Here is a 14,152-nt window from a genome sequence, read left to right on the forward strand (position 1 = left end):
GCGAGACCGGCTGCGCGGACGGCGAGGCCGGCTCGGGAGCGACGGCGGGCGCCGGCTCGACGGGCGGCTCCGCGGGTGCCGGCGGCTGCGGCGGCGCAGACGGCGCGCCGGCCCAGGGGTTCGAGACGACGACCCCCTCCGGCCCTCCGCCCATCGCGGCGGCGATGCCGGACGGCTCCCCGGACGGACCGGCGGAAGCCTGCTCCGAGGACGGCAGCGCCGCGGGCGGACCGACGGGCGGCGCGGGCGGACCGGCGGGCGGCGCGCCCCACTGCCCCGCACCCGGCGCGGCGGGTGTGCCCGGGTACGCCGGCTGACCGGACCAGCCGCCGGTGCCGAGCGGACCGGTCGCGCCGACGTGCCGGTCGGCCCCGAGCTGGGGCGCCACCGGGCCGTCGGGCTGCCAGCGCGCCGACGTCGACCAGGAGTCCGCGTTCGGCGAGGCGGAGGCGGCACCCTGCGCGACCTCCGGGGCGCCGGAGACGAGGGGGCCGGTCGCGGCGGCGCCGGACATGATGCCCGCCACGCGCCGGTCGTACTCGGGGTCCGGCTGCGGCGAGCCCCACGCGAGCAGGCTGGCCCAGACGGGAGGAAGCAGGATGCCGAGCGCGGTCGCGCCGGCACCGCGGCCGAACGGGGCGTTGATGCGGTGGACGGCGAGCGCCTTGAGGTAGATGCCGTAGATCTGCAGCACGGGCACGAACAGGAAGACGACGTACCAGGCGGGCTGGCCGCCGCGGGCGAAGATCTCCGCCTCGTTGAGGATCGGCACCCAGGCGCGCCAGCTCTCGGCGCCGAGCTTGCGGAACAGCGCCGACAGGGCGAGCGCGTACCAGACGTACACGCCGACGGCGATCGCGAGCGGGATCAGGATGGCGAGCAGCAGGCCGAGGACGGCGCCGGAGGAGTCGCTCACGTGAGCTCCCTTCTGCGGAGGCCCGTGCGCAGATGCTGGAGCACGGATCCCGGATCGAGGTGGCGCAGGAACGACACCGGGGTGAGGGCGGCGGCGAGCCTCCTGCGCAGCGGCAGGGTGCGGCTCAGGTCGCGGCGCTCCGCGTCGACGAGCTCCCAGCTCATCTCGGCGGCGTCGCGGGTGGGCGGATGCTCGGCGAAGACCGCGGAGTCGGCGAGCAGGGCGAGCGTCTCCGCGTTCGCCCGCTCGGAGGCGCGGGCGGCGTCGAGGCGCGTGACGCCGGCGATGTCGATGCCGCGATCGGCATACAGGTCGAGCAGCTCGTCCCAGGCGCCGACGACGGCCACCTCGGGCACGGGCGCCGCGCGGCGCTGACGCCGGCGCACGGCCTTCGCGATCACGAGCACGAGCAGCGGCAGCAGGAGCAGCAGGAGGGTCAGCGACGACAGCCCGACCACGCGGAGGATCGGCCAGAGGGCGTCGAGCCAGCTCCGCTCGTCGGACTGCCCGGATCGCGCCGCGTCGTTCGCGTCGCGCTGGGCGGCCGGCGGATCCGCCGACTCGGCCTGCGGCCGGTCGGGCACGGTGGGGTTGCGCGGCAGCTGCTCGCCCTCCTGCAGGAGGGTCGGGGCGATGCGGAACTGCGGCGTCGTGTCGAAGGCGGTCCAGTCGCCCCCGGGGGTGCGCGCCTCGACCCATGCGGTGACGTTGCGGCCGGTGCAGGTGCCGTCGCAGGCGGGCACGCCGGTGTCGTCGCCGCCGGCCAGGCGCACGCCGAGCACGACCCGCGACTCGTAGCCGAGGTAGCGGGCGACGAGCGCGGCGGCCACGGCGAACTGCTCGTCGTCGCCGACGCCGGCCACGAGCATCTCCGGGGTGGCGTCCTCGCCCGCCCGCTTCTGCTGGTCGACGAGCTCGGTGAAGAGGTCCTCGATACGCGATGCCGAGTGCCCCGCGTAGCTCGACTGGAACTGGTACGGCGCGTCGGAGGAGAGGGCGGAGATCCACTTCTGCGCGGCGTCGTCGTCCTGCAGCGCGTGGCTGAGGTAGCCGCGCGAGCGGAGCCGGTCGATGAGCTCGGCGAGACCGGCGGCGTCGCGCGGCTGCTCCTGGCGCTTCACCCAGTCGACGAGCTGCGGGTAGGCGTCGCCGTCGAGGTCGGAGCTTCCGCCGGCGCCGAGCGCGCCCTCCGCCGGGGGGATGGCGGCGGCGATGTAGCTGTCGCCGGGGCGCAGGCCGCGCGGCGAGCCGGGCGCGACGTCGATCGCCGTGCCGTCCGACTCGCTGAGGTAGAAGCCGTCGGCGAGGGCGGCCGCGCGCGACCCGGTGAACTGCGGGGCGGCATCCAGCCCGTCCGGCACCGGCATCCACACCGCGCGGTAGCCGGCGCCGATCGTGATGCGCACCTCGTCCGCGCCCGGGGAGGCGGTCGTGCGCGGCAGCCGCACGAACCGGCCGGCGTCCCCCTGCTCGGCGACCGTGAAGGTCTGGCCGTCGTAGGTGTCGAGCGTCGCGATGCGGATGCGGTCGACGCCCTTCGGCGCATCGACCGTGAAGAGGTCCTCGTCGAAGCGGTCGCCGGTGAACCAGCCGCGGTAGGCGGAGAGCGGGCTCGGCTGCGCCTGCACGACGAGCCGCGGCTCGACGCCCTCGCGGAGCGTGCGGCGCTCGGTCAGGGCCGCGGCACCGGGTGCGACCACGACGCCGACGACGAGGGCGCCGACGAGCAGCGCGCCGCCGAGCACGTTGCGGCGCACCGCGATGCCGACGGACTCGCCGCGCTGGCGGACGGTGGCGGTGCTCGCCCGCGCGGCCTGGAGCGCGCCGCGACGGGCCAGCCGGGTTCGCAGCACGAGCCAGCCGAGGGAGAGCAGCACGAGCGCGAGCCCGAGCACGGCCTCCCGCGCGTCCGGGATGCCGAGCGGGCCGAGCTGCAGGGCCGCGCCCGCATCCGTCGCGCCGAACACGATGCCGAACAGCCCGAGCGCGAGCACGACCGGCACGGCCAGGGCGCCGAGGCGGCCCTCCGAGACGGCGAGGGGCGCGGCGATGAGGGTGCCGGCGAAGACGAGCAGGAAGAACGGCACGAGGACGGCCTGGTAGTCGTCGAGCGGCAGCTCCAGCGTGAGCAGCTGCTTCCAGCCGAGCACGATGCCGGTCAGGCCGTCGCGGATGCCCTGCACGAACTGGGCGGGCGAGCCGAGCGACGACGGGATGGCGACGGGCGCGACCGCGAGCGTGTAGACGACGGCCGCGGCGGGCGGCACCACCCAGGCCGGCAGCCGGAGGGCCCGGACCGCGAGCGGGATGGCGGCGCCGAGCACCGCGGCGACCGCGGCGACGAGCGCGAGCCGCGGGGTGTCGTAGATGGGCCAGGCGAGCGCCGTGGCGATGGCGACGCCGGGCAGCACGTAGGCGAGCCCCACGAGCACCGCGAGGATGCCGGAGCGCGCCCGCGTGCGGGTGCGAGCCCGCCGCTCGGCGCTGCGCCCGCTCATCGCACGGCCCCTCTCGCCATCATGTTCTTGAGGTCGTCGAGGTGGCCGAGCGTCATGACCGACAGCGAGCCGGCGGCCCGGAGGGTCGGCTCCGCGCCCGGCTCGCAGCGCACCGCGACCGTGGAGATGTTCGACGGGAACTTCAGCGAGGCCGCGCGGAGGCGGTTCAGCGGCAGCAGCGATCCGGTCACGAGGAACGCGATCGAGAGCTCCGGGTTGGCCTGCGCCACGATGCTCGACACGTCCTCGAGACGGGTCGCGCGCTCGGCGATCTCCACCTCCGAGAAGCCGTCGAGCATGCTCTTCTCGGTCGTCGTCGACAGCTCGCGCACCGAGAGCATCGTGCCGCGCACCAGCTCCGGGATCTCGGCGCTCGCGGCGACGAGCACCTCCCGGCCGTCGCGGATGCCCTGGCGGCCGAGCGAGGCGGCGGCGCTGACCGCCATCTCGAACTCCTCGCCCTCGGCGTCGTCCGCGTACTCGTCGGTCGCGATGCCGAGCACGATCGCGAGTCGCGAGCGCCGCGTCTCCTCGTACTGGCGCACCATCAGCCGCCCGGTCTTCGCCGTCGACTTCCAGTGGATGTGGCGCTGCGAGTCGCCGGTGACGTACTCGCGGATGGCGTGGAACGACAGGTCGCTCGCGACGATGTCGCTCGAGGGCAGCCCCTCGAGGTCGCGCACGAGGCCGGCGCTCGTCGACGGGATGGGGGTGGTCACCGGATGCACGAACACGGTCTGCACCTCGGGCCAGCTCAGCTCGCGCCGCAGCACGCCGATCGGGTCGCCGCGCGACACCGTCATCGGCCCGACCTGGATGACGCCGCGGCGCCGGGCCGAGATGGTCAGCTGCTCGACGTGCGAGTGCCCCGACCGCAGCAGCGGCACGTGCGCCTCGACGAGGCCGGAGCCGACGGGCACGTCGATCGTGCCCGGCAGGGCGATGCGGGCGGAGCGGTTCACGATGTCGAGCCGGCCGCCGACCTCCGTGCCGGCGACGACGCGCTCGCGCTCGAGGTCGAGCCGCACGCCGTAGTCGTGGCCGCCGAGCAGGAACGGCACGCACACGACGAGCAGCACGGCCGCCGCGACGCCGACGAGCCAGCCGACCGCCCAGCCGAGCAGGGCGCCCGCGAGCAGGCCGAGCACCGCGCCGCCGACCACGAGCCAGCCGGCCGCGGTGACGGTGTCGCGCACCCAGCGGGCGGCGTCGCCGGCCCGTCGGCCCGCCGCCTGCGCGGCGACCCGTCCCCGGAACACCGTCCGCGCGACCGCGCCGGTGGGCGCGTTCGACACGCGCGTCACCGTCTGGGCGCGCGTCCGCGTCCCGGTGGACGTGGCCGTCCGGGAGAGGCGGGAGGAGGTGTCGGTATCGGTCATGGGTGCGTCAGGCGGCGCCGTTCTCCACGGGCGCGGGCACATCCAGCAGGATCTGGCCGATGACGGCCGTGGCGGTGACGCCGTCGAACTCCGCCTCCGGCTCGAGGATGAGGCGGTGCGAGAGCGCGGCGACGGCGAGGTCGCGCACGTCGTCCGGGGTGACGAACCCGCGGCCGTGGGCGGCGGCCCAGGTCATGACGATCTTCGAGAGCGCCATCGCGCCGCGCACGCTGACGCCGAGCCGCACCTCGGACGCGCGGCGCGTGGCCGAGACGATCCGCATGATGTAGTCGAGCACGAGCGGGTTCACGTAGACGCCGCGTGCCATCTCGGCCATCGTGACGAGGGTCTGCGTGTCGACGATGCCGGGCACCCCGTGCTTCGGCAGCTGCACGCCCTGGAGGATGCGGATGGTCGCGGCGTCGTCGGGGTAGCCGATCGACGTCTTGATCATGAAGCGGTCGAGCTGCGCCTCCGGGAGGCGGTAGGTGCCGGCCTGCTCGACCGGGTTCTGCGTCGCGATGACGAGGAACGGGTCGCCGACCGGGCGGGTGACGCCGTCGACCGTGACGTTCCCCTCCTCCATCACCTCGAGCAGCGCGGACTGGGTCTTCGGCGACGCGCGGTTGATCTCGTCGGCGAGCACGACGTTGGCGAAGATCGGCCCGGCGTGGAACTCGAACTCGCCCTTCTTCTGGTCGTAGACCGTGATGCCGGTCACGTCGCCGGGCAGCAGGTCGGGCGTGAACTGGATGCGCGAGTTCGAGCCGGTGACCGTCTGCGCGATCGTGCGCGCCAGCGCGGTCTTGCCGGTGCCGGGGTAGTCCTCGAGCAGCACGTGGCCGCCGCTGATCGCGGTCGCGAGCACGAGCTCGACCACGTGGCGCTTGCCGAGGATGGCCTGCTCGACGTTGTCGGCGAGCAGGCCGAAGGTCTGCGTGAACCAGGCGGTCTGCTCAGGGGAGATCGTCATTCGCGGTGTTCCTCGTTCTCGGGGTCGTTCGTCGGGTCAGCAGTAGGAGCGGGTCACGGCCGGCGGGCTCGTCAGCTTCGACCAGTCGCCGCTCCAGTGGAACTGCAGCTGCGCCACGTGCCGGTTGCCGTCCGGGTCGGTCGGGTCGACGATGTCCTTGCCGTCGATGTACCAGCTGCCGCTGCCGTTCGCGCCGGAGGAGACGCTCGCCCGGTCGCGGTCGTTCCAGTCGACCCCGCCGAGGATGTCGCGCTGGACGCACTCCGGGGCGTAGGTGACGGTGGCGGTCGTCGCCGAGGTCGTCGCCGAGATCGACGTGGGCAGGCTGCACACGTCCGAGCGCGACGCCGTGCACACCTTGGCCTGCACGTCGTAGGGCACGGTGTCGTCGGACAGCGAGAAGCTCGTGCTCCAGTTGCGACCGCCGTTGAGCGAGTACCAGACCTGCTGGTCGGAGGCCGCGGCGATGCTCGGCGCCCGGGTCAGCGACCACGTGAACCGCGAGCCGCTGCCGCCGTAGCCGGCGCCGACCGTGTAGCTCGAGCCGGCGGGCTGGCCGATCGGCGTGCCGAGGAACTCGGTCTTCGCGTCGGTGCGCACCGCGCCGTAGCCGTTGCTGAAGCAGGAGACGACCGTGTAGTCGCGGTAGCGGGTGAGGCCCGTGAAGCGGTTGGAGGCCTGCCCGCCGTTCATCTGCGGCTGGCCGGCGTCCGTCATCGAGCAGTCCGGCACGCCGCTGCCGCCCGGCACGATCGCGTACAGGGTGCCGTTGTTCGGCCCGATCCGCGTGCTGCCGTTCGCGTTGAACGCGGCGCCGTCGAGGCGCATGACGGTGTCGGACTCCACGACGGCCACGCCGGAGCTCGCGACGATCGGGCTGCCCGCCGCGGTGACCACGATCTCCGCGCGGGTGCCGTCGCCGCCCGTGCCGCCGATCGGCGGCTGGAACTGGCTGATCGGCGTCACGGAGATGCGCCGGTCGCCGGGCGAGACGTCGAGCGTCGTGGTGGTCGTGGTGCCGGCACGGTTCACGGTCTGCACCGTGCGGCCGTCGACCTGGATGCGGAACGCCTGCACGTCCGCCTCGCCGTCCATCGAGAGCTGCACGACGCCGTTCGTGGTCGACGTGCGGCCCGCCTGGTAGACCGGCTCGCCGTGCACGTTCGCCACGACGGGGGCCTGGTACGCGGAGGTGGCGACGCCCGTGGTGTCGAGCGACTCCCCCACCGCGTTGACCGCGCGGGCGGTGTACTGGTGCGGCTGGCCGTTCTGGAGGCCGCTCACGGTGCAGCTGTACCCGGTGGGGCCGCCGGCGCGGCACGCCGTGTTCGGCACCACGGCGCCGGCCTCGTAGATGCGCACGCCGGTGACGCCGGGATGCGCGTTCGCGGCCTCGCCGAGGTTCACGCCGAGCGTCACCGAGGCGCCCGTGTAGCCGGTGGTGACGATGCTCGCGGGCGCGGCCGGGAAGCCGAGGATGTCGAAGGTGACCTCGCCGGCGCCGGTGCGGTCCTGCGCGTCCGACACGGTGTACGGCACGGTGCAGGTGCCGCCGGCGGGCTTCGCGCCGGCGGCCCAGGTCGCCGTGATCGACGTGGCGCCCGAGCCGACCGCGGTCGCGATGCCGCAGGCCACGGTGCCGGCGTCGCCGACGCGCACGAGCTTGAGGCCGGAGCCGGCCTTGCCCTCGAACGGGTCGTACTGGCCCGCGTGGCCGATGACGCCGACCGTGCAGCTCGCGCCGGAGGTGACCGTGCACGACTGGGTGAAGACCGCGCCCCGCGGGGCGTCCGCCGGGGCGACGCCGACGATGAGGGTGATCGTGGCCTGGAGCCCGCCGTAGCCGGTGGTCGTGATCGCGACCGTCTCGCGGGTGCCGGGGCGCGCATCCGCCCGGGTGTCGATCGTCACCGTCGTCGTGGCGGGCTGCGCCACCGCGAACGAGCTGCCGGAGGCGGCGATGCGGTAGTCGAGCTTCCCCTTGTCGCCGACGCGGCCGCCCTCCCAGCTGGTGAGGTCCTTGTAGAGGTCGACGGTCTGCGAGGCGCCCGGCGCGATCGTGCGCGTGATGGAGGCGAGGATCGCCTGCGGCGCCTTCGGGATGACGACGATCGGCACCACGACGATCGTGTACGCCTTCTGGCCGGCGACGCGGACGGGCACCGAGCAGGAGTCGGTCCACGGAGCCTCGCGGCCGGCCGTGTAGGTCGCGGAGCCGCCCGACGGCACGCAGGTCGAGTTGGCGCGCTGCACCGCGTAGTCCTTCTGGCTGCGGATCTCGAGACGGTCGGCGCCGCCGAGCTGCACGAGGTCGCCGATCCGGAACGAGATCGACTTCTCCTCGCCCACCTCGATCGGCTTGACGCCGGAGCGCAGCTGCACGCGCATGTCGTCGAGGGCGGGAATGCGCAGGAACCCGTAGCCGGTCTGCTTCTCGCCGGTCACGCTCGTGCCGGTCACCGCGAACGGGATCGTCGCGCCGGCCTTCGGCAGCGGGCCGGCGATCCGCGACCCGGAGACCGTGTAGCCGTCGCCCGCGGAGCCCCAGAGCGCGAGCTTCAGCGTCGACAGGTCGCCGGAGGTCCAGTCCACCTTGCCGGCGAGCACGTCGACCCCGGAGGCGAGCTGGTCGCGGTCCTGCACGGTGAGCACGGTGTCGGCGACGACCGGGCTGTCGGGGGCCTTGTCCTCGCTGACGTTCACCACGATGAGGCCCTCGGAAGTGCTCGAGGTCGTCGTCGAGCGCACCGTGTAGATGTACGAGTGCGCGCCGAGCACGTCGCCGGCGAGCAGCTTGACGGCGCCCTTCTTGAGGTCGGTGCCCGCGTCGATGAGGGCGGCGAGCCGCTGGTACTCCGGGTTCTCCTTGCTCTGCGGCGCGTTCGGCACGAGCGAGACGAGCTCGAGGGTGCCCTGCGACGGGTCGCGGTCGTTGGCGAGGGGCGTGATCTCGATCGGGGCGGTCGCGCCGGAGCGCACGCGGGCGTAGTCGGTGTAGGTCACCGGCACGAGGTCGCTGGCGTCGGCCGGCAGCACGCCGACGCGCACGACGCCGCGCGCCTCCGCGCCCTGCGGGTCGCGCACGCGGTAGTCGAAGGAGACCTGCCCGCCCTGCACGCCGGAGCCCGGGGCGGTGTAGACGATGGTGGCGCCGTCGGCGGCGATGCTCGCCGTGCCGGATCCGGCCTTCGGCTGGTCGACGGACGACAGCACGACGCGGTCGCCGTCAGGGTCGACGCCGGCGGAGGGCACGGTGATCCGCACGCTCTGGCCGCTGAGCACGCGGCCGGAGAGCACCGGCGGCTGCGGGCTGCGGTTCGCGCCCTCGGGCAGCACGGTCACGGTGATCGCGGCGCCGTCGAGGCGCGACGGGTCGCTCTCGAGGTAGATCGAGTAGCGCACGGTGTAGGTGCCGGGCGTCTTCGGCGCGAGGTAGCGCACGTCGTCACCGGCGGCGAAGGCGAGCTCGCCGGCCGTGCCGGAGCCGGCGACGTCCGGGTGCACGACGATGCGCTCGCCGCGCGGGCTCACGTCGTTGTCGGTGACCGGGATGTCGACCTGCGTGCCGGCGCGGACCGTCACCGCGTCCGGCACCGCGATCGGGCCGATGCCCGTGGTCGAGGAGACGAGGAACACGGTCAGCGAGCCCTCGACCGTGGCGCCGGTGCCGTCGGTGACGCTGACGAGCGCCGTGCCGACGCGGCCGGGCGCCCCGTCCGGCGTGGTGCCGCTGACCCGCACGCGGGAGTTGCCGACGACGTCGGCCTTGAGGCCGGGGGCGTCCGTCCGCACGGCGGACACGATGAGCACGCGGCCGGTCGGGTTCTGCACGCCCGCCAGCACGTCGACGGTCGTGTCCTCCTGCGCCCGCACGAACGTCGTGAGCGGCGCGATGGCCAGCCCGCGGCCGGCGACGACGCTGACCCGGATGACGGCGGAGTCCTCGGCCCGGGTCTGGGCGTCCTGCACGGTGTAGGTCACCACGTAGTCGCCCGCGGCGCTGCCGCTGACGTCGATGGTGCCGCTGGCGGCGTTCGGCACGACGGTGAGGTCGCTCTTCGAGGCGCTCGAGGCGACGGCGTCGAGCAGCGAGTAGGAGCCGGAGCCGCCGCTCACGTGGTCGGCGATCGCGATCGTGGTCTTCTCGCCGACGCCGCTGACGACCGCGGCCGGCTGCACGTCGAGCACGGGCGTGCCGGTGACCTGCACCGAGAGCGCGCGGGTCGCGGACGCGCCGCGCGCATCCGTCACCGTCACGGTGACCGGGATCGCGCCGGACGCGCCGTTCGGGTCGTTGTGGCGGATCGCGACGCGGCCGTCGCCGGTCGCCACGACCGAGACGGGGGCGGACGAGTCGTCCTTGCGCGCGTCGGTGAGCACGAACGGGTCGCCCTCGGGGTCGACCCAGCCGCCGAGCACCGACACCGTGGTGCTGCCGCCGGCCGCGATGGACGGCTTCGGCCACGGCTGCACGCAGCCCTCGACGCCGCACCAGACGGGCGCGCTGTTCTGGCTCTCGGGCACGACGGTGAGCGTGACCGTGGCGGGCGCCGACGACTGCTGGCCGTCGGTCACCTGGTAGCTGAAGGTCGCGCTGCCCGAGGTCGCGCGCACGGTGACGCTGAGCTGCTGGTCGTTCGCGACCAGGCTGAGATCGCCGAACCCGGGATCGCTCAGCGCGCCGAGCGAGTCGGGCGCGATCGTGAGCACGTCCTTCTTGTTCGGGTCGTGGTCGTTGAGCAGCACCGGCAGCAGCACCTGGGCGCCCGCCCGCACGCCGAAGGCGTCCGCCTCGGCGACCGGCGGCTCCTCCTCGGCGACGTCGTCGACCTGGACCGTGCCCTCGGTCTTCTGCTTCTCCTCGATCTTCCACTGGTCCAGCGGCACCGGGGTGCCGTCGGGCAGCGTCCAGAGCATGCCGGAGGAGGTCTCGTTGAGCACCGCGCGGGCGCCGTTGCTGCGGATGACGGGCGCGATCGCGTCCGCCTGCTTCAGCGCGTCGCCCTCCACCGTGAGCGCGCGGGTGCCGCTGCGGTCGGACGACCAGAGCCGTCCGGCGCCGGAGGACAGCCAGGCGGCGTACACGACGCCGTCGACGCGGGTCGGCGCGGCCGGGGTGCCGGACGCGGCCGCGACGCGGCGGGCGGTGCGGTCGTCCAGCGCGACCGCGACGAGGCCGTCGCCGTCGGCGAGGTAGGCGGTGTCGCCGTCCGCGGTGCCGGTCTCGAGGCGCGCGTCGACCTTCGTGCCGGCGCGGATCGGCGTCGCCGAGCCCTGCACCCAGACCCGGGCCTTGGCGGCGTCGCTGAGCACCCACGAGCCGCCGACGACGCTGAGCTCGAGGCGGGCGTCCGTCGCGGGCGCGGAGTCGATCTTCTCCGCCGAGGCGCGGAAGTCGCCGGACTGCCCGTCGTAGAGGCGGACGGCCTTCTCCTTGGCGGAGTACATCGCCATCCGGCCCTCGTCGTCGATCGCGATCGCGGAGGCGACATAGCCGGAGGCCTTCTTCTTCGAGCTCGCGGCCGCGGCCAGCGGATCGATCTGCGTCGGCTTCGCGGCCGCGCGCGGGTCGTCGATGCGGCCGATGTAGACCCGGCCGGTGTCGGTGAGGTAGCCGACCCAGGCGCCCGAGGACACGACCGAGCGGGTGCCGTTCGGCGTGGTGTTCGCGGCGGCCCCGGAGGCGGCGGCCGCGTCGACGAGGTCGGAGGGCTGCGCGGCGTCGACGTTCCAGATGCGCCGGTAGCCCTGGGTGTAGACGACGCTGTGCGAGCCGGTCTGCGTCACGCCGCTCGGGTCGTCGGCGTTGCGCACCGTGTCGAGCTCGGCGAGATCGGTGTTGACGCGCGCGTACTGGCCGGAGTCGCGGGTGACCCAGACCGAGTCCTCCTGACGGGGCACCTGCTGGGCGTCGTAGCCGAGCGCGAGGATCGCCCCCGCGACGACCGCGGCCACCGCGGCGACGGCCGCGACGGCCTTGATCGCGCCCGAGCGGCGCGACGGGTCCGCCGTGGTGCGACGCGACCCGCCGCGGACCGGCGTGCCGCGTCCCGCGCCCCCGCGCGCCGCCATCAGAGCAGCCTCGTCACGAGCAGGAGGGCCGCGCCGCCGAGCACGAGCACCGCGACGCCGACGCCGGCGCCGATGAGGCCGGCGCGGAGACCGGACCCGCTGCGCTGGGGCCGGGAGGAGAGCAGCAGCCCGTCGCGGTCGACCTGCTGGTCGGCGAGGGCCTTCTCCGCGCGGGCCGCGCGGCGCGAGTTCTTGTTGACCGTGCTGATCACGGGGCCGCGGGCGCTGCCGTCGCGGAAGTCGATCGGCACCGCCGCCTGCGCCCACTCGGGCGCTGCGACCTCGAGGGCGGTCGGCGGCAGCCCGAGCTCGTACTGCGCCCAGCGCAGCTCCTCGGCGAACTGGTGCATGGTCGGCTGGCGCTTCGCCGGGTCCTTCGACAGCGCTCGCGCGAGCACCGCCTCCACCCGCTCGGGCACGTCGGCGCGGCGGATCGGCACGTAGTCGGCCTTGATGATGCGCTGCGTGATCTGGTCGCGCGCGTTCTTGTCGCGGGTGTCGAGCTCGAACGGGCTGCGGCCGGCCAGGAGCGTGTACAGGGTGGCCGCGAGGCTCCAGACCTCGCTCGGCACCGAGCCGGTCACCTTCTCCTGCAGCACCTCGGGGCTCGACCACGGCACGCTCATCGCGAAGAGGTCGCTCTCATCCCCCGTGAGCGCCGCCGCGATGCCGAAGTCGGCGAGCACCGGGGTGCCGAGGCTCGAGATGAGCACGTTCGAGGGCTTGATGTCGCGGTGCAGCAGGCCGGAGCGGTGCGCGGTCTCGAGCGCCGCCGCGACGCGGACGCCGGTGTCGAGCACCTCGGGCAGGGCGAGCGGGCCGCGCTTGTAGCGGGCGCTCATCGTGTCGGGGCAGTACTCCATCACGAAGAACGGGCGGCCGTCGGCGGAGATCGACGCGAGGTGGATGGTGACGATGGAGGGGTGCGCGCTGAGGCGGGCCAGGATGTCGGCCTCCGCGTTGAAGGTGCGCAGCACGTCGGGGTTCACCGCGTCGCTCGCGAGCACCTTGACCGCGACCACGCGCCGCGGCATGTCCTGCTCGTAGAGGAAGACGTCGGCGAAGCCGCCGGAGCCGAGCGGCCGGATGTAGGCGTACCCGGGCAGGACCGGAGGGGCCGCGGTCGCTCGCTTCGGCACGCGCTTCGTCCTCCTCCGCCGCTCCCGGGTCGCGACGATCGAATGTCCGGGGTCGGACCCGAATCAGCTCCGCGCGCTGATGACCACGCGGAACGCCTCCCCCAGGTCGAGGATATCTCCCGATCCGACCGTTGTCGTACCCCCATGATGGAGGAGGCGGGGCGGTCGGGATCCGGTCAGCACGAGGGTGCCGTTCGTCGAATCCAGGTCGCGCGCGTGCACCTCGCCGTCGACGACGGCCAGCTCGAGGTGCACGCCGGAGATCTCGCGGTTCGGGCTCGGCGCGATCACGTGGACGGCCGGCTGCTCCGAGGTCCCCGCCCACGGACGCCGCCCGAACACCACGGGCACGCTCGCGTCGACCTCGCGGCCGTCCGGCAGCAGGTAGATGAGCGCCGAGCTCTCCTCCGGGATCGCTTCTCGGATCCCTGAGCCCCCTTCTCGGATCTCTGAGCTCCCTTCTCGGATCCCTGAGCTTGTCGAAGGGTCGTCCACCGGGGCTTCGACGGGCTCAGCCACCCGGCTGTCGTCGTCCACCGGGGCTTCGACGGGCTCAGCCACCCGGGGGTCGTCCACCGGCAGCACGGCGCGCACGCGGGCGCTCGGCTTCCGGACGCGCGGCGGCGTCGCCGGCTCCGACCGGTCGAGCACCCGCTGCACGGGGATCTGCCGGGTCGGCGCCGCGGCGTCATCGGCGGGCTCCAGGTCGGCGGTCGGGATGGCGGCCTCGTCGACGGCGATCGAGCGCGTGCGCACCACGCCGCGGCGGATGGGCAGCGCGGCGCCCTCCTCCTCGTCGGCGGTGCCCAGCGCCAGCGCGAGGAACGCGACGCCGTGCGCCTCGCTGCTGATCCAGTTCGTGGCTCCGGGGCCGGACAGCCGGCTCGAGGTGACGCCGCCCATCTCCACGGCGACGTCGCCGCGCACCGCGACCGAGAACACCCGGTCGCCGGCCTCGACGACCTCGATCACGGCGACGCGGCCCACCTCGTCGTGGGCGGCCAGGGCGTCGAGCACCTCGGGCATGCGGGTCGCCGGCGCGTCGAGCAGGCGGTAGAGCTCGGCGGCGATCTCGGGTCCGGCCTCGGGGCCGAGCAGGCCGAGGAACCGGTCGGTGACCACCGCCCAGCCGGCCGTGTCGGCGGCCGGGGCGAGACGATACGCGAACACGGATC

General features: G+C 74.3%; 7 protein-coding genes. All 7 read right to left on the reverse strand.

What is annotated here, in order from left to right:
- Nucleotides 1-916, reverse strand: a 916-nt coding sequence (locus tag AC1RSJ_RS15770; RefSeq protein WP_493119400.1) for a DUF5684 domain-containing protein, incomplete at its 3' end; no start/stop codon positions are given.
- Complete coding sequence (locus AC1RSJ_RS15775) at nt 913-3,414, reverse strand: transglutaminase family protein (protein ID WP_493119401.1); 2,502 nt, start codon at nt 3,412-3,414, stop codon at nt 913-915. The genes AC1RSJ_RS15775 and AC1RSJ_RS15770, both read right to left, overlap by 4 nt.
- Nucleotides 3,411-4,709 carry a DUF58 domain-containing protein gene (locus tag AC1RSJ_RS15780; protein WP_493119402.1) on the reverse strand — a complete coding sequence of 433 codons (1,299 nt, stop codon included), beginning with the start codon at nt 4,707-4,709 and terminating at the stop codon, nt 3,411-3,413. The genes AC1RSJ_RS15775 and AC1RSJ_RS15780 overlap by 4 nt, the downstream gene beginning before the upstream one ends.
- A gap of 91 nt (nt 4,710-4,800) precedes the next feature.
- Nucleotides 4,801-5,766, reverse strand: coding sequence for an AAA family ATPase (locus AC1RSJ_RS15785; RefSeq protein ID WP_493119403.1), 966 nt, complete (start codon nt 5,764-5,766; stop codon nt 4,801-4,803).
- 36 nt (nt 5,767-5,802) lie between these two features.
- Nucleotides 5,803-11,838 (reverse strand): Ig-like domain-containing protein, encoded by a 6,036-nt coding sequence (locus AC1RSJ_RS15790; protein WP_493119404.1) that lies wholly within the window; start codon nt 11,836-11,838, stop codon nt 5,803-5,805.
- A complete protein-coding gene (locus AC1RSJ_RS15795; RefSeq protein WP_493119405.1) occupies nt 11,838-12,977 on the reverse strand; it encodes a serine/threonine-protein kinase in 1,140 nt (379 codons plus the stop codon). The genes AC1RSJ_RS15790 and AC1RSJ_RS15795 overlap by 1 nt, the downstream gene beginning before the upstream one ends.
- A 63-nt stretch (nt 12,978-13,040) precedes the next feature.
- Entirely contained in the window at nt 13,041-14,147 is a 1,107-nt protein-coding gene (locus AC1RSJ_RS15800; RefSeq protein WP_493119406.1) for an FHA domain-containing protein, read from the reverse strand.
- Between the last annotated feature and the right edge of the window lie 5 nt (nt 14,148-14,152).

It is taken from the genome of Schumannella sp. GW821-FHT10F01 (assembly GCF_058809295.1).